Genomic DNA, 19,809 nt, shown 5'->3' with positions numbered 1-19,809 from the left:
ATGTATGAACGATGGGTTGTGTACTCTTTTATCGGTCAATATCGGCTATCTGCCGATGTCTTCTCCCTTCCAGTCTATTACGCTTGTACATTTACTCGAAAAAATAGTGCTTTGGGGATAGTACAAGACGACGACTATGTGCTTTTAGTCAACATGGAGTTTTCCCAAAACAGCCTACCTAAGCCAGATTGCAGCCTGGTCGATGCCGATAGGTTGGGATTTATGATAAAACGATGAAACAGTTCTTTACTTTCGGTCTGACAACCGCTGTGGCTGCAGTGGCTTTGTCGTCATTTATTGGATTTGATCCAATCCAGCAGATTCGCCTGCAATCGACGTTTGTTGTGGGCGATACCCTGCCCAAAGTGTCACTGCCCGAAGGCGCTGATCCCAACGATCCAGATTGGAAAGGCATTGACCTGTCGCCCAAAGAGCCCGTTCAACCGTTGACGCCAGCGGAGGAAGCGAAGCTCTTTTTGCTGCCACCGGGCTATAAAATCCAGCCCGTTCTGACCGAGCCCGCGATTCAGCAACCCGCAGCCATTTCGTTCGATGGTAACGGGCGAATGTATGTATTGGAGCTACGAACGTACATGCTCACCGCCGATTCGAAAGACGAGCTAAAACCGACCAGCCGGATTTCCAGATGGGAAGACAAAAACAACGATGGCATCTATGAAACCGGAACGGCTTTTGTCGATAATCTGATTTTTCCCCGTTTCGTGCTGCCTTACGGAAAAGATTGCATCCTGACGATGGAGTCCGATGCCGATAATGTCTATAAATACACCGATACCAACGGCGACGGTAAGGCCGATAAGAAAGAGTTATTCACCAATAAATATGGCCGTTCGGGCAATGTAGAACATCAGCAGGCTTTCATGTATTGGGGCATGGATAACTGGCTGTATAGCACTGTCAACGCGTTCCGTATTCGGGAAACACCCAATGGGATTATCCGCGAAAAAACGGGCGCCAATCGGGCCCAATGGGGGATTACGCACGACGACGACGGCAAATTATGGTTTCAGGGTGGGGCTACAGGGGTTCCTTCGCATTTTCAGTTTCCTATCCAGTACGGCAATTTCGATGTACCCAATGAGTTGGCTCAGGGTTTCGATGTGCCCTGGGGAGCGCCTGTAAAGCTGGCCGATATGCAGGGCGGAATGGACGAAGTTCGCCAACCCGATGGCTCGCTGAATCACGTAACCGGCTCGGCTGGTAATGACGTGTATCGTGGTGACCGACTACCTGCCGAATTGAAAGGCCAATATTTTTACGGGGAACCCGTCGCCCGAATTGTTCGGCAGATCAACCCTGTTGTAACTGAAGGACTGACGACTTTGCACAATGTTTATCAGGACCAGAAATCAGAGTTTCTTCGCACGACGGACCCGTTGTTCAGGCCTGTCGATATGACTACCGCGCCTGATGGTACGCTGTACATTACGGACATGTACCACGGCATTATTCAGGAAGGGCAATGGACGCAGAAAGGGACTTATCTCCGGGCCAAAATCGAGCAATATCAGTTAGATAAAGTAGTAGGTTTAGGCCGAATCTGGCGGATTACCTATGATGGGAAAGAGCGGGATAAAACCCGCCCCAACCTATACGCCGAAAAGACGGCCGATCTGGTCAAACATCTGGAGCATCCCAACGGATGGTGGCGAGATGCCGCCCAGCAGCAATTAGTGCAGCGTAAAGATCGCTCTGTTGTGCCGCAGTTAACCACAATGGCGCTCACCAGCAAAAACATCGTGGCTCGCATTCATGCTATCTGGACGTTAGAAGGACTGGACGCGCTAAAAGCGCCTGTCGCACAGAAACTGCTGAAAGATGCTAATCCTCGCATACGTATCCAGGCGCTTCGGGCTAGCGAAAGCCTATACAAAGCGGGCGACAAAACACTGGAAGCGGATTATAAACGGGCGTTGACCGATGCCAATACCGATGTTCGGATTCAGGCTATGCTAACGGCTAAGTTTGTGAAACTGCCCGACCTGGATAATAACATCAAAACGGCGATGGCCAGCAGTAAAGCCGCTGGCGTGAAGCTAATTGGTGAGCAGATTCTAACGCCACCCAAACAGCGAAACATGGGCCCCTTTGGTGCGCCCGAGTTGAGTGCCAATCAGAAAGCGCAGGTAGAGCGAGGTGCTTTGATCTACAATGAATTATGTTCGCAGTGCCACGGTAACAATGGAATGGGAACCCCTGCCGGGAACGGGCGTTTGCTGGCTCCTGCGCTGGCCGGTTCGCAACATATGCAAGCCCACCCCGATTATGCCATCCGGGTCGTGTTGCATGGCATGGAGGGGGCTATCGAAGGCAAAACATATGCCGGTGGTATGATGGCCAGCATGAAAGAACAATCTGACGACTGGATCGCCGATGTGCTGTCGTACGTTCGGAATGGGTTATCGAACGATGCGTCGTTTATTTCTCCTCAACAGGTGGCCAGGGCTCGTCAGAAAACGGCAGATCAGAAAGGGCCTTACCAGTACGCGCAACTTTCGAAGTCGATTCCGTATGAACTACAACCGCAGACCTTACACGTGACGGCCAGCCATACGGCATCGACCCGGATTGGGGGCAATGTGTCGCCTGCAAGCGCCTTTACCTATGAAGGCTGGTCGACGGGTGCGGTGCAGGAAAAAGGTATGTGGTATCAAATTGAATTGCCGAAAGAAGCTAGCTTAGCCGAAATTCGCTTTACATCACCACAGTCCATCAAAAAAGGCTGGAAACCTAAGCCGGGCCAATCATTTGCAACGATGGTCATTCCGTTTATTCACCAGCATCCCCGTGCCTTTACGTTTTCAGTATCGGACGATGGGAAAAACTGGAAGGAAATTCCGACCGAAACAAAAGGTGTTCAGGGAGACAATGTTATCTCTCTGAATGGTGTTAAAGCCAAATTTTTGAGGATGCAACTAAGCGAAAGCCTCACCAACGACCCCGACGAGATTCCCTGGTCGATGGGACAATTGAAACTGTTTGCCCAATAAACTCAGCCAGAACTATTCCAATAATCGAATTAAACCAACCGCATGTAAATCATGGAAAACCAGCCAACACGCCGTCAGTTTTTAGGCACCACAGCCGCTCTTGTTTCGGGGGCTATTTTGGGTAGCGGTAAGCTCTTCGGAGCACCCGCCATTATTCGTAGTCTGGGCGACAAACCCAATTCCTTGATCGATGGTGTACAGATTGGGGTCATTACCTACTCGTTTCGGGATATGCCTGACCAGAGTGCTGAAGCAACCCTGCAATACGTTCTGGATTCTGGGATCAGCGCCATTGAATTGATGGGTGGCCCTGCCGAATCATTTGTCGGTGCACCTAAAAATACAGTTGATATGAAGTCGGTTTTCCCCTTGATGCGGAAGCGATTCGAGAAGCAGGAACTAACCGAAGACGAGAAAAAGCAACTGGCTGAATTCGACGAACAGATGAAAGCCTACCGCGCCGAAATGACCAAATGGCGACTATCGGCGCCTATTGCTAAGTTCGAGCAGGTGCGGAAAATGTACAATCAGGCCGGTGTGAAAATCTACGGATTTAAGCCCGACACGTTTGGCATTCAAAGTTCAGATGCTGAGATTGAATACGGGCTGAAAGCGGCCAAACTGCTGGGAGCTAATCAGGTTACGGTAGAGCACCCGTCTAATGACGCCCAGACACTCAGATTGGGTACGCTGGCGCACAAACACGGTTTACGCGTTGGTTATCACGGTCATGAACAACAGACGCCAACCTTCTGGGATACCGCTCTGGCGCAATCGCCGGGTAACGCCATCAATTTCGATTTAGGTCATTATGTTGCCGCTGGTAACCCCGATCCGCTGATTTTCCTGAAACAGAAGCATGATCGCATTGCCAGTATGCACATCAAGGATCGCCAAACCGCCGATCACGGTAAAGGAAACCTCCCCTGGGGCCAGGGCGATACGCCTTTATTGCCCGTTCTGAAGCTGATGCGAGATCAGAAATATAACTTCCCCGCCACCGTAGAGCTGGAATACAAAATACCTGAAGGCTCAAATGCAGTTGCCGAAGTGAAAAAATGCGTGGCTTTCTGCCGAAATGCGTTGAGCTAGGAGGGCTTGAGTTTATGGTCGCATAATTTAACAATATGTGGTACGACCCCTTCAGGGTCGCATGTTTATAGCACAATGGGGCCTCTATAAACATGCGGCCCTGAAGGGGTCGTATCCGTGTAAATGATAAAGGGTTCTATGTGATGGCTTAAGTTACAATCAGTTAGTAGGGCTATTTCGCCAAAAATAGTCTGATCCGGTTTAAAGCGTCAAACATGTTTTTGCTTTATATCGGATTTCTATCTTTACGGTAGACCCCACAGCAAGCTCGCTGAACTTATGACTGCATTGACTTACTGGGACATGCCTTGCAGGCTTTTGAGGGAATCGATGAACTTTCGTTCGCACTTTCGAAACCGTATTGGCAAAAGAAACACTACCAGAAAGGGGAATTCTACAACGAGTACAAGAGCGTTTGCCGACACTTCGGATTCATTCTGGACGGCGTTTTTAGGGCGTATCACGTCAAAGAAGATACAGGTGAAGAAAAGAATGTGTTCTTTTTCTCGAAACATCAGGTCGTTGTTTCCTACAAGAGCTTCATTGAGCAATCGCCCTGTAATTACTTCACGGAGTCGATGGTTGATTCGACCATTTTGTACATTTATTATGATCATCTTACGGAGCTTTATCAACAGTCGCACCAATGGGAGCGATTTGGTCGATTAATGGCCGAGTGGGCTTTCACGGTGGCCATGAGTCGGGCGGAGAGCTTTCTGATTCAAACGCCCGAACAGCGTTATCTGGACTTGATGAAGGAACACCCTGACATTTACAATACCATTCCGCTCTATCATATCTCGTCGTACCTGGGCATTCAGGGACCTTCATTGAGCCGTATCCGAAAAAGAATGGCTAATCGCTAGTTGATTTTAACCTGGGTTAATATTCTTGTCCAACCATCTGCTGACCTTTGTTCTGTTCAACGCACACGATGAATAGGCTATAGGTAATTCGCCTGTTCCTGAGCAGTTTACTTTCCTTACTATACACTTAAAAACAACGTAATCATGAAAGCCAGTAAAACGAAAGATGTCGTATTTGTGACCGGAGCCTTTGTTAGTAACAGCGGATGGGACGAATGGAAAGCCTATTTTGAAAGTAAAGGATATAATACCGTAGCGCCGGCATGGCCATTTAAAGATGGCACAGCCGCCGAACTTCGGGCCCGCCAGCCGAATGACACTGATCTAGCTAATTTGACTTTAGCTGAACTAGTAGACCACTACGCAAACATTGTATCGTCGTACGCTGAAAAACCAATCGTTATTGGCCACTCATTAGGTGGGCTTATTACCCAAATCATTGTGAACCGCGACCTGGCAGCCGCCGGGGTAGCTATTCACTCGGTGCCGCCACAAGGCGTTTTTCCTTACGAATTCTCGTTTCTAAAAGCGGGCTGGAAAGCACTCGGGATATTTACCGATCTGGAAGAAACCTATCTGATGTCGTTTGAAGACTGGCAGTATGCGTTTGTGAATGAGATGCCATTGGCTGAACAAAAAGCAGCTTACGAAGCCAATACTATCCCTGAATCGAAAAAAGTAGCCCGAGGTGGTCTGACCAGTGCCGCTCATGTTGATTTTGAGAAACCACACGCTCCGTTATTACTCACCTCAGGAAGCATCGACAATATTATACCGGCTCATCTTAATAATCGGAATTACGAAGCTTATAAACCAAACGGTTCTGTGCTGGACTACAAGGAGTTTGCTGGGCGTAATCACTTCGTTGTCGGTCAACCAACCTGGAAAGAAGACGCCGATTATATTCTGGCGTGGCTGGATAAAAATGCGTAGGTTTCAGTAAAAAGTTATTTTAATGTGAGGTGAATTTGGGTTTGTAAAGACCTAAATTCACCTCATCTTGTTGTATAAAGATACTGGGTCATCGGGTGTTGTAGTAGGAAATCAGTTTTATTACATCGCCAATAGTCAGTGGGATGCCTTCGATAATGCCGATAAACCCATGCCTGGTTTTGTCGCTCAGAAACCAACTGTTCTGGTCTTGTCGTTGAATTAATTGTCGCTCTATATCAGAAGAGTGGCTGTTGCATTCGCCTACTCAAATTGAAACGCGAAGTACATACAACTGCCCTGGCTTGTGTTTTGCAACGCGTGCGGCACGTTGGATTCCAGAAAAATCAAGTCGCCCACTGTTGCTGGGTAGAGTTTGCCATTGATACTTTCCTGAGACGACTTGTCGACCATGAGGAGGAATTCAGCGGCCCGATGGGTGTGTGGCGGATGGCTCCATAATCCCTGATTCAGCGTAGTTACGTGCATTTCAAAGCGTTTCGTCATGGCTGTAGCCCGGTCGAACATACGGCGGATTCCACCTTTGTCGTGTGGTTGAAAAGGAACGTCGTTCCAGTCGATCCAGAAAGAGCCACCCGCTTTTCGGCCTCGCTCCAGATCTTTCGGCTCTTTTGATGCGTACCGCATCACGTAGTAGGTAGCGGGTGCATCTTCCTTGTTTTCAAAACCATGCTCATCGCCTGGCATCATAAGCGCCACGCTACCAGCACCCAGCGTTTTCGTCTTTCCTTTAATGGTTACGGTCAGTTTGCCTTCTTTGATGATAATCAGCTCTTCGTCGTCGTGCTTATGGGCCGGGTGCGGAGCCTGATGCGGTAGCAACGTAGTGGCATGAACTTCGAGATGGCGGAAATCAGTAGTGGTGCCTTCCAGAATGGCTCTCTGCTCCGAATTAGCTTTTTTAGTTACGGGTGCTTCGGCCCAAACATAGGTTTTAGACTCAAGAGACTGAGCAATTGTTTGTTGCATCAGCAAACCAAAAATAGCGAAGGATAGAATGCGTACTAGCATGACAGATAAAGGCTTTAAAATCATAAGCCGGGTTGTTTACAAGGCTACTGGTAAGTCTGTGAAAAACCCTGAAAACGAGCTGAATTGAGAAACTATCAAAAGCTGGAAATCACTGCTGACATAGGGCTGTCATAGGGGCCGAGTACCTTTATACTAACAAAACTAAACGAATTATGACCCCGACAATCGAAGTAAAACCAGCTCTGACCGTAGTATCTCTTATCAGTGATTATGCCGTGTATAATGCATGGGCCAACCGCCGATTAGTTGAGTGGTTACAAACAAAACCAGCCGCTCTGATGGAGCAGGACGTGCCATCGAGTTTCCCGAGTTTGAAAGAAACACTGGTGCATATCTGGGATACGCAACGCTTCTGGCTGGCGATTGTGCAGCAGGTACCTCTACCGGTCTCGTTTCGACAGGTAGGATTTTTCGGGACGCTGGAAGAAGTGTTTACGGGAATTGTGGAGCAATCGGAGCGGGTGGCAACGTATGTACAGTCGCTAACGGAAGCTGATCTGGAGGAGGAAATTTATTTGACAACGCCGTGGTTTAGTGGCGCTGAAACCCGAATTTCGTTTATTCATCATTGTATGAATCATAGTACGTATCATCGTGGACAGGTGGTAACCATCGGGCGAAATGTTGGCCTAACCGACGCGCCCATGACCGATTATAATTTCTATCGCCTTATCGGGTAATAGGTATAGGCGCTGATTTTTAGGAGAGTGTAAGATGGACTATGATTTCAGGCGAAACGAACGAAAACCATATCGCATCTTAACTATCCTAAAAATCAGTGTTCTAGTTTAAGTTCATAAAATCATTGTCCAATGCCAGATTCAATTCTTGTTCAGCATCGTCTTGTTAATCAGCAACTAGTGCAGCCGATGTTTACCAAACCGTCCGATTTGGTGGCCTGGTTTGGTGCGGTGCAGGCACAAGATTATGCCGCATCCAAATGGGCACTGGGGCTTCGGTTGCCTAACACGACCGATGCTTTCATTGAGCAAGCTATTGCCGATAAATTCATTATTCGCACCTGGGCTTTTCGGGGAACGCTGCACCTGATTGCGGCCGACGATCTGCGCTGGATGCTGGCGCTGGTCAGGCATCGGCTCGAGTCGATTAGCCGTTCCTATTACCGGAAACTGGAGTTAAACGAGTCCATATTCGCCAAAAGCCACGCAGCCATGATTCGGGTACTGGAAGGTGGCCAGCAATTAACCCGCCCCGAATTGAAGCTGGCGCTTTCGCAGGCGGGTATCCTTATCCACGACTTACGCTTGAATTTTCTGTTGAACAATGCCGCTTACGATGGACTCATTTGCTGTGGGAATCGGAGAGGGAAAGAATTTACATTTACGTTACTAGACGAGTGGTCGCCGGGAGTGAAGCGGCTGGAACGGGATGAAGCGTTGGCTACTCTCACGATCCGTTATTTTACAAGTCACGGTCCGGCTACGCTACCCGATTTTGTGTGGTGGTCTGGTCTGACAATTACCGAAGCCAGAGAGGGCCTTGAGCTGGCTAAATCGGCGTTGATGGCCGAGGAACTAAATGGCCAGATCTACTGGATGGCTTCGGTAATTTCTACACCGAGCATCATACCACCAACAGTTCATTTAGTACCCTCGTTCGATGAGTATCTGGTGGCCTATAAAGATCGGAGTGCAGCCCTGGGGCCGTTGGACTTTAGCCAGATCGTGAGTGCTGGTAACGGCATCTTTAGCCCGGTCATTGTCGTCGATGGGCGCGTAGTGGGTACCTGGAAACGAACAATAAAAAAAGATACTGTTACGATTGACACTCATTTGTTTTTCGCGCTTTCCGACGAACAGCAACAGGCTATTACGCTTGCCAGTAAGCAGTACCGTGATTTTCTGAAATTATAAAAGGCTAATAAGGTTATACTTACTTCGAAACAAGTGACTATATTCTCCTTAAAGTTAATTCATTAGCCTTCTAACTAACCTTTTAATTGAATTTCCGTGTAACTCATTAATTTTAGGTTTTTATACGCTTTAGTTGCCATCTGGTTGTTACAAGGTTTTGCCCTTAGGCACTTGTTTCAGTAAGATGGCTTTGCCGTATCGTATAAAATGGGTTTTGGGCGGTACACTATCGAAACAAAGACTAGCGGAATGCGCGTTATTAATAGAGGGTATCGTTGTCCCGGTTTTCAGGAAACCACCCAGCCTTTTATTCAACGTTCTAATTAATAGCCTGACATGATTCTTATTGTTGATGACAGACAGGAAAATATTCTCCCGTTAAAGAAGATTCTTGAACTGCATCGATTTTCAGTGGATACTGCCGAATCAGGGGAAGAAGCCCTGAAAAAAATCCTGAAAACGGATTATGCAGTCATCATTCTTGATGTACAAATGCCCGGAATGGATGGCTTCGAAGTGGCCAATGCCATTTCCGGATTTAGTAAATCCCGCGATACCTCCATTATTTTTCTGTCGGCAGTTAATACCGAAAAAAAATTCATTACGCAGGGCTATACCTCTGGTGGAATCGATTATCTCACCAAACCCGTTGATCCCGATATCCTGGTTTTAAAAGTTAAAATATTACATCGGCTTTACGACCAGCAACAGGAGCTACGAGCTACGCAGGATTCGTTGCGGAAAGAAGTAGATATTCGTAAACGGGCCCAGGAAGAGTTAGCTGTCCGATTTCAGGAGTTACAGACCGTGTTGTCGAGCTTACCGCAGATGGCGTTTGCTGTAGCACCCGACGGGCAGATCGAGTATGTAAACCAGCACTGGTTTCGGTATGCCACCAGTGCAAAATCGTTTCCCGAAACGCACGAGCAGGATCGACTTTACGACGGCTGGACGACCATCTTTACGCAGGAAGATGATTTTACCCGCGAAGTACGCCTGAAAGACCTGGTAACCGGCGAGTATCGGTATCACTTGCTGCGTATCCTGCCCATTCGGCAACAGGATGTATTGATTCGCTGGATTGGCACGTTTACCGATATTCATCCGCAAAAACAGGCCGCCGAACTGCTTGAACAACAGGTAAAAGTACGAACCAACGAGCTACAGCTTAAAAATATAGAACTCGAGCGGACGAATCACGAACTACAGCAATTTACCTGGGTGGTTTCGCACGACCTGAAAGAACCGCTTCGGAAGATTCAACTGCTCAACGATACCATTAAAGAGAAATACCTTAAAGGCAATGATGAGGCCGTTTCCTACCTCGATCGATCGATTCGGTCGTCGGCGCGTATGTCGTCGTTGATCAATGATTTACTGGCTTATTCCCGGTTATCCAATCCTGAGTCGTTTGAACAAACGGACCTGAACGGCATGCTGGATGAATTACTGTTGGACTTCGACGAGGCTATCAGCCGGACCAGAGCTACGATTGTTATCGATAAACTGCCCATTATTGAAACAATGCCGAGCCGGATGCGGCAAATCTTTCAGAATCTGATCAGTAATGCGCTGAAATTCTCAAAGCAAAACGTACCACCTATCATCCGCATCGGTGCTGATTTAATTGAATCGAAAGATATTGAGGCCGCGCCTGCGACGGATGGAGCTTATTGTCGGATTGTGGTGCAGGACAACGGCATTGGATTTGACGAAAAATTCCTGGACCGCATCTTCGTCATTTTTCAGCGATTGCATAACCGGACTACGTATGAAGGCACTGGTATCGGTCTGGCTATCGCGAAAAAGAATATCGATAAGCACCACGGCCTGATTTGGGCGCAGAGCCGCGTTGATGAAGGCACTCGATTTATCCTCGTTTTACCCGTACAGCAAGCCAGTCAACTCATGGTTAACGAAACTGTATAAGCTTGCGTCGGCTAAATAGATTCTATGGATTCTTGGATGCTTTTTCCCTTGTTTATCAATATAATAGAATCCCCAGAACCTAAATTGAACAGCATTAGCCTAGCTACTCACTACTTAACTTATGCCTAAATATTCAACGTCGAATTCCGTAATCCGACAACTACAGATTGTTTTTAGTATTTCTACCTTCTTACTGCTCATCAGTCTTCTGGCGTCGTTCTACAGCATTCAGCAACTGATTAGTAACTCGAAACTCGTTAACCATACCAACCAGGTACTTATCGAAGCGGAGAACATTATCTCCTTTATTAAGGACGCCGAAACCGGCCAGCGCGGGTATCTGGTCACGCTGGATCAGCGCTTTTTGCAGCCTTATAATGGCAGTTTTGAAAAAGTCGAGACCAGCTATACGCATCTACAGGAACTGACAAACGATAACCCAGACCAGCAAAAGAATTTGGCTGAGGTCAAAAATCTGTACGATGCCAAGTTCGCGCAAATGCAGCGGGTTGTTAATCTTGTTAAACAGAATAGGGCTTTTCTCCGCGATACCATCGAGCGGCACCGCGAGATGATGAAAGGGAAGGAGGTGATGGATAGATTACGAATCGTAATTACCCGGATGAAAGTCGAGGAAGAAAATCTGCTGAAAGAACGAGTCGAACAGCAGCAGATTTACATCACTTATACTCCTTTTCTGCTGGTTATTGCGGCCATTGTATCGATCCTGATTACGGTTTTAACGTATGTGCGCATCAAGCAGGATCTGGACGACCGGATTGCCCGACAGAAACAGGAAGAAGCGAAGTATATTGAAACCGCCGGGCGCATTGCCGTCATGGAAGACATTACGCAGGATATTGCCGGGGGCGATTATTCGGTGCGAAGTATGGACGAACGAGACGATGAACTTGGTCGTATCTCGAAGGCCTTGAATCAGATGGCCTCTTCACTGGAACAGACGTTTACCGATTTAAACGATCGAAATTGGCTACAGGCGGGTTCGGTGGCTTTAAGCGATGCAATTCGGGGGCAGAAAGATTTGAAGAAACTCGCCACCCACCTGATCGATACCATGGCCAGTTACGTAAACGCTCCGTTGGGAACCGTTTATCTGATCGATACCGAGGCCAGTTTTAAACTGTCGGGTAGTTATGCGGCTCATCAGGTGCCTGCCACGGTCAATCCTGGGGAAGGGCTGATTGGGCAGGTAATTGAGCAGAAGAAAATGATTATTGTTGAGAATGTTCCTTACGATTATAGCCGGATAACCTCTTCTCTGGGCGACACACACCCTACCGCTTTAGTCATTGCGCCCTTGCTTTATGGCAACACCTGCGTTGGGGCGCTGGAACTTGGTTTTCTGCATAAACCTAGTCCATTAATTATCGATTTTATCGAGCGAAATCTGGAAGCCACGGCCATTGGGGTCAACGCGGCTCTGGATTACATCAAGCTGCAAAACTTCCTGGAAGAAACGCAGGCTCAATCAGAAGAGCTTCAGGCGCAGCATACGGAGATGGAAAATCTGAATGCCGAGTTGGAAATGCAGGCGCAGAAGCTCCAGGCATCGGAAGAAGAGCTGCGCGTTCAGCAGGAAGAACTTCAGCAAACGAATACCGAACTCGAAGAACGGGGCCTGTTGCTGGAAGAGAAAACCAGTGAGATTCAGAAAAAGGCTGATGAACTGGAACTGGCAACCCGCTATAAATCGGAGTTTCTGGCCAATATGTCGCATGAACTCCGGACGCCACTCAACTCGATTTTGCTGTTGAGCCGATTACTGGCCGAGAACACCGACGAAAACCTGAATGGCGATCAGATTGAATATGCCAAAGTCATTCAGTCGTCGGGTAATGGCCTGCTGGGGTTGATCGATGAAATTCTCGATCTGTCCAAAATTGAAGCCGGTCAGATGAACCTGGATTATCAGGACGTGGCCATTCAGGATATAACCGACGAACTGCAATCGCTCTTTGCTCTATTGGCCAAAGAAAAAGGACTCGACTTCGGCATCACGGTTGAGCCAGACGTACCCGCGATTATCGAAACCGATAAAATGCGGTTGGGACAAATCCTCAAGAATTTATTATCGAACGCCATCAAATTTACCTCTACAGGTAGCGTCACGTTAACGATCAAGTTAAATAAAGCCAAGTCTGGTCGCGCGGGCCAGGGGGCCGCAGCCCCAACGCTCTGCTTTGTGGTGAGGGATACGGGTATTGGTATTCCGATCCAGAAGCAGCCACTGGTTTTTGAAGCGTTCCAGCAGGCCGATGGCTCTACGAAACGGAAATACGGCGGAACTGGCTTAGGCTTGTCCATTAGCCGTGAGCTGGCTAAACTGCTTGGGGGTGAAATTAAACTGAAAAGTGAGGTAAATGAAGGCAGTGAGTTCACGGTTCATTTGCCAGTGTCAGGCGTCGATGTAACTGGCACTACCGAACCATTAGTCACGCCACCGCTACCTGAACAAGTCCTGCCAAGTGCAACGGCCGTTCCTAACAAATACATCAGCGCCACTATTCCAGAGGCTATTCCCGATGACCGAAACACTATTACGAAAGAGGATAAAACCATCCTGATTGTTGAGGACGACACCAATTTCGCGAAATCACTACTAGAGTATGCCCGCAAAAAAGGCTACAAAGGAGTGGTATCGGTGCGGGGCGACGAAGGGCTACGATTAGCCGCTATTTATAATCCAATTGGTATCCTGCTCGATATTCAGTTACCCGTTATGAGCGGTTGGGAAGTGATGGACGCGCTGAAAGCCAATCCGCAAACCCGACCAATTCCGGTGCATATTATGTCGTCGCATAAGCTCAAAAACGAGAGCTTATTGAAAGGAGCTATCGATTTTGTCGACAAGCCGATGGCCTTTGAGCAGATGCAGGACATCTTCAAAAAGATCGAATACGTGCTGGATCGCAATCATAAGAAAGTGCTGATTATTGAAGATAACCCCAAACACGCCAAAGCGCTGGCTTACTTCCTGGAGACCTTCAATATTAAATCGGAACTGAAAAGTAACATTGCGGAGGGGATTACTGCGTTGAAAGAAGTCGATTGTGTCATTCTGGATATGGGAATTCCCGATCATAAAGCTTACGAAACGCTGGAGGAAGCGAAGAAAAATCCGGGCCTCGAAAACCTGCCGATCATCATCTTTACCGGTAAGAGCCTGTCGATGTCGGAAGAGTTGAAAATTAAAAAATACGCCGACTCAATTATTGTCAAAACCGCCCATTCGTACCAGCGCATGCTCGATGAGGTGTCGCTCTTTTTGCATCTGGTTGAGGAAAATAAACAGAGCGATGCTAGCGGAAGCTCGAAAAAGATGCTGGGGCTGAGTCAGGTACTCGACAAAAAGACCGTTCTGGTGGCCGATGACGATGTACGGAATATCTTCTCGTTATCAAAAGCACTGGAGCAGTATAATATGACGGTGATAGCCGCGCTGGATGGGAAAGAAGCCCTTCAAAAGTTAACCGAAAATCCGGCCATCGATATTGTTCTTCTGGATATGATGATGCCGCAGATGGATGGGTACGAAACCGCGCAGAAGATTCGGGAACATTACCAGTGGAAGAACCTGCCCGTTATTGCGGTTACAGCCAAAGCCATGACCGGCGATCGGGAAAAATGTATTCAGGCGGGCGCATCCGATTATATCACCAAACCTGTAGATATTGACCAACTGGTGTCCTTACTTCGCGTTTGGCTGTACGATAGATCATAGATAGGTTTACTGGTTTTGGTTTACAGTTAGGGAATATAGCAAGTGGCTAGTTCTCCCGTAAATCTCAAACCGTAAACCTTAAATTAAAAACCTGAACCCCATGCCTAAAAAACGAGTCCTTATTATCGATGATGATCCGAGAAATATTTTTGCGCTGACGGCTACACTCAAAGCCAAATCGTTTGACTGTTTGTCTTGCTTAAGTGCTCGGGAGGCATTGGAAATCCTCAAAACAGATGCTGTGATCGACTTTATTCTGATTGACATGATGATGCCGGATATGGACGGCTACGAAGCGATTCCGCGTATCAAAAATTTACCTAATCGGGAGAATACGCCCATTTTTTCGGTTACAGCGCAGGCCATGGTCGGTGATCGGGAAAAATGTCTGCGTGCAGGGGCAACCGATTATATTGCCAAACCAATTGATGTTGACCGATTGTTACAGCTATTATCGAAGAGTTAAGCAACTTTAGATTCTAGTGATTCTATCGTGCTGATAAATAACAACCGGATTGTCAACCACTTGATACAATAGAATCCAGAGAATCACCAGAATCTAAAGTTACTCAGGCGATAATTCGTTGGAAAGCTATTGAGTCGAGTATAGACTGTTGTTAAATTTGAGTTACTAGTGCCTGTTAAAAATGATTGAGGAAAGAGAAGTTGATCTTTTACTAAATGACCTGCTTGAGGTATATGGGTACGATTTCACCCACTATGCAAGAGCGTCGTTGAAGCGACGGATTAACCGGTTATGGTCCTTAGATAAGTTTCCTAGCTTTGCCGAAATGCGTTATCGGGTCCGCACAGACCCAAATTACCTGAAGCGATTTGTGGAAGAGTTGACCGTGAACGTGACCGAAATGTTCCGTGATCCACTATTCTACAAAACACTCCGAACCGAAGTAATCAGCACCCTGGCGGCCAAGCCCTTTATTCGGATCTGGCACGCAGGTTGCTCAACGGGCGAGGAAGTATTCTCGATGGCTATCTTGCTGAAAGAGGCCAATTTGCTGCACAAATCGTTGTTATATGCCACCGACCTTAATTCGGAAGTGCTGGAAGTGGCTCGCAAAGGCATTTTTGCGTTGGCTCCCATGAAACAGTACTCGGAGAATTACATATTGTCGGGTGGGAAAAAAGATTTTTCGAGCTACTACACCGCGCAGTATGGCCACGTGAAATTCAATGAAGAATTGGCCGGGAAAATGGTTTTCTCGACACATAACCTCGTGTCGGATCGGTCGTTCAACGAGTTCGATCTCATCCTGTGTCGGAACGTGCTGATTTATTTTGATAAGGCCTTGCAGGAACGCGTACTAACGCTTTTCAACGAGAGCCTGGGGCCGCTCAGTTATCTAGCGCTGGGTGCAAAAGAAACCTTGAAGTTTTCTACCCTACAACCTAAGTTCAAACAGTTAGAGAACAATGAAAAAATATGGCGGAAAATAGGGTAATCAACTCCTGTCAGGTGGTCGTCATTGGTGGATCAACCGGCAGTATTGATGTTTTATTAAAACTATTGCCAGCGTTACGATCACCGCTATTGTTTACGCTGATCATTGTGTTGCACCGAAAGAACACCGCCGATTCGACATTGGCGAATTTGTTCTCGCTTAAAACGAGTCTGCCGCTTAAAGAAGTCGATGATAAAGACGTAATAGTACCCGGCACCATCTACCTGGCCCCCGCCGATTACCATCTATTGATCGAGAAGGATGGTACCTTTTCGCTGGATGATTCCGAAAAAGTAAACTACAGCCGCCCTTCAATCGATGTCACGTTTGAATCAGCGGCCGATGTATACGGATCGTCTTTGGTGGGTGTTTTACTCTCGGGGGCTAACTCCGATGGGACCAATGGTCTGGTGGCTATCAAACGAGCTGGTGGCGTAAGCATCGTTCAACAGCCCGAAACGGCCCAGGTTGCTTTTATGCCCCAACAGGCCATTCTGAGTGCACCCATTGATTATGTCCTTGATATACAGGAATTGATCTCGTTTATGAATACCTTGAATCTGCCCCGCGAGGTGAGGTAATCGTTAAAGCCGGGTAGTACGTGTTAGCCCGACTTGTTTGTAACGATGTTCCTAACTAACTATGGGTAAAGCCTGGGTTTGTCAATTGATTGTCAGTTATTTATAATGTTATTTTTTGTCATCCCGACGTCAGGAGGGATCTTCGGTAAATAACCAGTTGCCGAAGATCCCTCCTGACGTCGGGATGACAAAAAAACTAGTATAATGCTATCCGTAAATCGGTTATGATTCATGTTAACTATAAGGCAATCAGATTAATTACTATAAACTGTGCGGGTGTCGAACATTAAAGTTTTTTAATGACCGGCTCAATGACAAACAAGCGTAGGCACTGCTTGTTAAGTGTCCATAAGTAGATTCACTTTCTGGTGAGTCGATCTTTATGAGACTAAACACGCACTAACGGGATTATCCCAAAAACGTTATGAAAAAAGTAATTGCAGTTGTTGCCGCCCTTGCTCTCACCTTGAGCATGGCGCAGGCCCAGGATAACAAAATGAAGAAAAAAGCTGAAGTTGTTGAAGCAAAAGCCGAAGTAGCAGGCGACAAAGCAGCTTTAAAAGCGAATAAAGAGGCTCGTAAAATCGATAAAGCAACGGGTGATCAGGAATCCCTGAAAGCGCATCGTAAACAGCGAATGAAACAGGAAGGTGAATTGGTGAAAGACCAGGCCAAGAAAGATGTTAAAGTAGTGAAAGAGAAGTTATAAGCTGGCTCTCTAGCTTAAACACAAAACCGCCCGATTTTTGAGTCGGGCGGTTTTGTGTTTAAGTAAGAAAAGATGCCGTAGATTATGCATCCTGAATAGCTACATCGTGCTTCTTGGCTGCCTTTTTGATGCGCTCTTTAATGGTACTTACTTCATCCGTGTCATACTTGGCCGCATTGTCCTTGTGATTGATATAACTCCATGCAGCCCGAACGTGCTCGGGTGTATCGATGGGGTATTTTTTGTTCGTCCGATCGGCGAATTCAACATCACCATATTTGTGTTCGCCTTCCGTTGGCGTAACATCGTCGCGTCGATCAATTTTTGGGTCGTTTGCCATGATCGTTGAGTTGTTTGATTAGATTTAAAAGCCGTTTCGATTATTTGAGTAGGACTTTCGCAGAACGGCCTACTCAAATAATTTCTTGCTCAACGATAAACGAGAATCGAATGTTTATTTATGGGCCATGACCTCACTAAAAGCGTATGTCAATTCTTTTTTCTCCGCTATCTATCCGTAGCATTCAGCTTAAAAATCGCATTGTTGTCTCGCCCATGTGCCAGTATTCGAGCGAGGATGGTTTTGCCAATGACTGGCATCTGGTGCACCTGGGGAGTCGGGCCGTAGGAGGAGCCGGGCTGATTTTTACCGAAGCAACGGCCATTTCGCCCGAGGGACGAATTTCACCCGATGATCTGGGTATTTGGAAAGATGACCAGATTCCTGGCCTAAAACGAATTACCCAATTTCTTCGGCAGAATGGCACGGTGGCGGGTATTCAACTGGCTCATGCTGGTCGGAAAGCGAGCCACCGCCGACCCTGGGAAGGCGGCACACTCATTTTACCCACCGCCGAACGGGGCTGGCAAACCCTGGCTCCCAGTGCTATTCCGTTTCAGGAGTCAGAACCGGCACCGCTGGCCTTAACCGTTGATGGTATTAACCAGGTGCTGGCTGACTTTCAGGCGGCTGCTCAGCGTGCGCTTGCAGCCGGTTTTCAAGTTGTCGAAATTCATGCGGCACATGGCTATTTGTTGCACCAGTTTCTGTCGCCATTGAGCAATCAGCGAACTGATGACTACGGAGGAGTATTTGAAAATCGCATTCGATTGTTACTGGAAGTAATCGAGCGCGTCCAAACTGTATGGCCAGCCGAGTTACCCATTTTTGTACGGATTTCGGCAACGGACTGGACCGACGGAGGCTGGACAATCGAGGATTCGGTGGCGTTAAGCGCTATTCTGAAAACAAAAGGAGTCGATGTGGTTGACTGTTCAACAGGAGGAAACGTGGCAAGTGCGAAAATTCCGCTGAAACCCGGTTATCAGGTGCCTTTTGCGGAGCGTATCAAACGAGAAACGGGCATCATGACGGCGGCCGTAGGGTTGATCACGTCGGCTAAACAGGCCGATGCCATTCTGGCTGCTGGTCAGGCTGATTTAGTACTACTCGCGCGTGAATTTCTGCGCGATCCCTATTTCCCGTTGCATGCGGCTCATGCGATGGAAAATGCCATCAGTTGGCCAATTCAGTATGAACGGGCTCGACCCCGATGAATAATTGCGCTAGAACTAAACATTTTACCGGCAGAAACAGTAATCTTGCCAACTAAGAGTAATGAACTACTTGAGTAATCACCATTTATTAACTGAGAAAATTTTATGCGTTGGTTAGGAGGACGAGAAAGCGATAATGTCGACGACCGCCGGGGAAGCGGTGGAGGAGGGCTTGTTGTGGGCGGTGGAATTGGCACCGTTGTGATAGCTGTTATTGTCATGCTCCTGGGGGGCGACCCTTCGGAAGTACTAAACCAGCGCTCAGCTAACCAGGCCACCTCGCAAGCGCCATCAGACCCACAGGCCGACGATGAAGCGGCCCATTTCACGAGAAAAGTGCTGGCCAGTACCGAAGATGTCTGGACGAAACTATTTGCTGAACAGGGAAGCCAGTACCGTAAACCGGTTCTGGTGATGTTTCGGGGAGTAACCTCATCGGGTTGTGGTACTGCACAGGATGCTATGGGTCCATTCTATTGCCCTGTAGATCAGAAAGTCTATATCGATCTGTCGTTTTACGACGAGCTGGCTCAACGGTTTCAGGCTCCCGGCGAATTTGCGATGTCGTACGTGGTTGCTCATGAGATAGGCCACCATGTTCAGAAGCTATTGGGAATTATGGATAAAACAGATGCCCTACGGCAACGAATGAGTGAGCGAGAATACAATCGGGTATCGGTTCGGCTGGAACTACAGGCCGATTTCTTTGCCGGTGTTTGGGCACACCATGCACAAGGACAAAGCATTTCGATCGATGAGAATGACGTTGAATCGGCCTTGACAGCAGCCAATGCGATTGGCGACGACAAAATTCAGGAAGAAACACAGGGCCGAGTGGTTCCCGATGCGTTTACACATGGTACCTCAGCGCAACGAGTATACTGGTTCAAAAAAGGACTCAGAACCGGTGATCTGAATCAGGGCGATACCTTCAACAGTCGCGAAGACGCTAATTTGTAATAGGTATATGCACATCCTCATAAAAAAATGGAGCTATTATAGCTC

General features: G+C 47.5%; 17 protein-coding genes. 15 read left to right on the top strand and 2 right to left on the bottom strand.

The window, feature by feature from the left end:
- The first annotated feature begins 233 nt into the window (after positions 1-233).
- The 5 genes from ACYVGR_RS36165 (at position 234) to ACYVGR_RS36145 (ending at position 6,125) form a co-directional block, all read left to right on the top strand.
- The gene (locus tag ACYVGR_RS36165) at positions 234-3,011 is read left to right on the top strand and encodes a DUF7133 domain-containing protein (RefSeq protein ID WP_460965568.1); all 2,778 of its coding nucleotides are present in this window, start codon (positions 234-236) and stop codon (positions 3,009-3,011) included.
- A gap of 51 nt (positions 3,012-3,062) precedes the next feature.
- On the top strand, positions 3,063-4,103 hold the full coding sequence (locus ACYVGR_RS36160) for a sugar phosphate isomerase/epimerase family protein (RefSeq protein ID WP_460965566.1): 1,041 nt from the start codon (positions 3,063-3,065) through the stop codon (positions 4,101-4,103).
- 308 nt (positions 4,104-4,411) lie between these two features.
- On the top strand, positions 4,412-4,969 hold the full coding sequence (locus tag ACYVGR_RS36155) for a Crp/Fnr family transcriptional regulator (protein ID WP_460965564.1): 558 nt from the start codon (positions 4,412-4,414) through the stop codon (positions 4,967-4,969).
- Positions 4,970-5,113: 144 nt separating this feature from the next.
- Positions 5,114-5,902 carry an alpha/beta hydrolase gene (locus ACYVGR_RS36150; protein ID WP_460965562.1) on the top strand — a complete coding sequence of 263 codons (789 nt, stop codon included), beginning with the start codon at positions 5,114-5,116 and terminating at the stop codon, positions 5,900-5,902.
- A gap of 67 nt (positions 5,903-5,969) precedes the next feature.
- Positions 5,970-6,125, top strand: a complete 156-nt coding sequence (locus tag ACYVGR_RS36145) for a hypothetical protein (RefSeq protein WP_460965560.1) — start codon at positions 5,970-5,972, stop codon at positions 6,123-6,125.
- A gap of 38 nt (positions 6,126-6,163) precedes the next feature.
- Here the strand turns inward: ACYVGR_RS36145 and ACYVGR_RS36140 are convergent, their stop codons facing one another.
- Entirely contained in the window at positions 6,164-6,931 is a 768-nt protein-coding gene (locus ACYVGR_RS36140) for a cupin domain-containing protein (RefSeq protein ID WP_460965559.1), read from the bottom strand.
- Positions 6,932-7,104: 173 nt separating this feature from the next.
- Between ACYVGR_RS36140 and ACYVGR_RS36135 the strand changes: the two genes are divergently transcribed.
- The 8 genes from ACYVGR_RS36135 to ACYVGR_RS36100 all read left to right on the top strand — a co-directional run bounded on the left by ACYVGR_RS36135 (position 7,105) and on the right by ACYVGR_RS36100 (position 17,247).
- A complete protein-coding gene (locus tag ACYVGR_RS36135) occupies positions 7,105-7,632 on the top strand; it encodes a DinB family protein (RefSeq protein WP_460965557.1) in 528 nt (175 codons plus the stop codon).
- Between the two features lie 132 nt (positions 7,633-7,764).
- Positions 7,765-8,826, top strand: coding sequence for a winged helix DNA-binding domain-containing protein (locus tag ACYVGR_RS36130; RefSeq protein ID WP_460965556.1), 1,062 nt, complete (start codon positions 7,765-7,767; stop codon positions 8,824-8,826).
- Between the two features lie 336 nt (positions 8,827-9,162).
- Positions 9,163-10,755 (top strand): hybrid sensor histidine kinase/response regulator, encoded by a 1,593-nt coding sequence (locus tag ACYVGR_RS36125; protein ID WP_460965555.1) that lies wholly within the window; start codon positions 9,163-9,165, stop codon positions 10,753-10,755.
- Between the two features lie 121 nt (positions 10,756-10,876).
- Entirely contained in the window at positions 10,877-14,497 is a 3,621-nt protein-coding gene (locus ACYVGR_RS36120) for a response regulator (protein WP_460965553.1), read from the top strand.
- Positions 14,498-14,597: 100 nt separating this feature from the next.
- On the top strand, positions 14,598-14,963 hold the full coding sequence (locus ACYVGR_RS36115) for a response regulator (protein ID WP_460965552.1): 366 nt from the start codon (positions 14,598-14,600) through the stop codon (positions 14,961-14,963).
- Between the two features lie 181 nt (positions 14,964-15,144).
- A complete protein-coding gene (locus ACYVGR_RS36110) occupies positions 15,145-15,957 on the top strand; it encodes a CheR family methyltransferase (protein ID WP_460965551.1) in 813 nt (270 codons plus the stop codon).
- Positions 15,939-16,538, top strand: a complete 600-nt coding sequence (locus ACYVGR_RS36105; protein WP_460965550.1) for a chemotaxis protein CheB — start codon at positions 15,939-15,941, stop codon at positions 16,536-16,538. Before ACYVGR_RS36110 ends, ACYVGR_RS36105 begins: the two co-directional genes overlap by 19 nt.
- A 424-nt stretch (positions 16,539-16,962) precedes the next feature.
- Positions 16,963-17,247, top strand: coding sequence for a hypothetical protein (locus ACYVGR_RS36100; protein WP_182457667.1), 285 nt, complete (start codon positions 16,963-16,965; stop codon positions 17,245-17,247).
- A gap of 82 nt (positions 17,248-17,329) precedes the next feature.
- Here the strand turns inward: ACYVGR_RS36100 and ACYVGR_RS36095 are convergent, their stop codons facing one another.
- Positions 17,330-17,587: a DUF6582 domain-containing protein gene (locus tag ACYVGR_RS36095; RefSeq protein WP_460965549.1), complete on the bottom strand. Its 258-nt coding sequence runs from the start codon at positions 17,585-17,587 to the stop codon at positions 17,330-17,332.
- A 146-nt stretch (positions 17,588-17,733) separates the two neighbouring features.
- On the opposite strand from ACYVGR_RS36095, the gene namA reads away from it, so the two are divergent.
- Together namA and ypfJ are read left to right on the top strand one after the other, a co-directional pair.
- Entirely contained in the window at positions 17,734-18,804 is a 1,071-nt protein-coding gene (namA, locus tag ACYVGR_RS36090) for an NADPH dehydrogenase NamA (protein ID WP_460965547.1), read from the top strand.
- A 105-nt stretch (positions 18,805-18,909) separates the two neighbouring features.
- The gene (gene ypfJ, locus ACYVGR_RS36085; RefSeq protein ID WP_460965545.1) at positions 18,910-19,764 is read left to right on the top strand and encodes a KPN_02809 family neutral zinc metallopeptidase; all 855 of its coding nucleotides are present in this window, start codon (positions 18,910-18,912) and stop codon (positions 19,762-19,764) included.
- Positions 19,765-19,809: the final 45 nt, after the last annotated feature.

The organism is Spirosoma litoris (assembly GCF_054776755.1).
Note: the sequence above shows the minus strand (reverse complement) of the source record. Positions and strands in the feature narration are given on the sequence as shown.

What these genes read in the sequence shown, in the direction of transcription:
- ACYVGR_RS36165 (WP_460965568.1), top strand. Translation starts at nt 234, where the DNA reads ATGAAACAGTTCTTTACTTTCGGTCTGACAACCGCTGTGGCTGCAGTG.
- ACYVGR_RS36160 (WP_460965566.1), top strand. Translation starts at nt 3,063, where the DNA reads ATGGAAAACCAGCCAACACGCCGTCAGTTTTTAGGCACCACAGCCGCT.
- ACYVGR_RS36150 (WP_460965562.1), top strand. Translation starts at nt 5,114, where the DNA reads ATGAAAGCCAGTAAAACGAAAGATGTCGTATTTGTGACCGGAGCCTTT.
- ACYVGR_RS36140 (WP_460965559.1), bottom strand. Translation starts at nt 6,931, where the DNA reads ATGCTAGTACGCATTCTATCCTTCGCTATTTTTGGTTTGCTGATGCAA.
- ACYVGR_RS36135 (WP_460965557.1), top strand. Translation starts at nt 7,105, where the DNA reads ATGACCCCGACAATCGAAGTAAAACCAGCTCTGACCGTAGTATCTCTT.
- ACYVGR_RS36130 (WP_460965556.1), top strand. Translation starts at nt 7,765, where the DNA reads ATGCCAGATTCAATTCTTGTTCAGCATCGTCTTGTTAATCAGCAACTA.
- ACYVGR_RS36125 (WP_460965555.1), top strand. Translation starts at nt 9,163, where the DNA reads ATGATTCTTATTGTTGATGACAGACAGGAAAATATTCTCCCGTTAAAG.
- ACYVGR_RS36120 (WP_460965553.1), top strand. Translation starts at nt 10,877, where the DNA reads ATGCCTAAATATTCAACGTCGAATTCCGTAATCCGACAACTACAGATT.
- ACYVGR_RS36115 (WP_460965552.1), top strand. Translation starts at nt 14,598, where the DNA reads ATGCCTAAAAAACGAGTCCTTATTATCGATGATGATCCGAGAAATATT.
- ACYVGR_RS36110 (WP_460965551.1), top strand. Translation starts at nt 15,145, where the DNA reads ATGATTGAGGAAAGAGAAGTTGATCTTTTACTAAATGACCTGCTTGAG.
- ACYVGR_RS36105 (WP_460965550.1), top strand. Translation starts at nt 15,939, where the DNA reads ATGGCGGAAAATAGGGTAATCAACTCCTGTCAGGTGGTCGTCATTGGT.
- ACYVGR_RS36100 (WP_182457667.1), top strand. Translation starts at nt 16,963, where the DNA reads ATGAAAAAAGTAATTGCAGTTGTTGCCGCCCTTGCTCTCACCTTGAGC.
- ACYVGR_RS36095 (WP_460965549.1), bottom strand. Translation starts at nt 17,587, where the DNA reads ATGGCAAACGACCCAAAAATTGATCGACGCGACGATGTTACGCCAACG.
- namA (WP_460965547.1), top strand. Translation starts at nt 17,734, where the DNA reads ATGTCAATTCTTTTTTCTCCGCTATCTATCCGTAGCATTCAGCTTAAA.
- ypfJ (WP_460965545.1), top strand. Translation starts at nt 18,910, where the DNA reads ATGCGTTGGTTAGGAGGACGAGAAAGCGATAATGTCGACGACCGCCGG.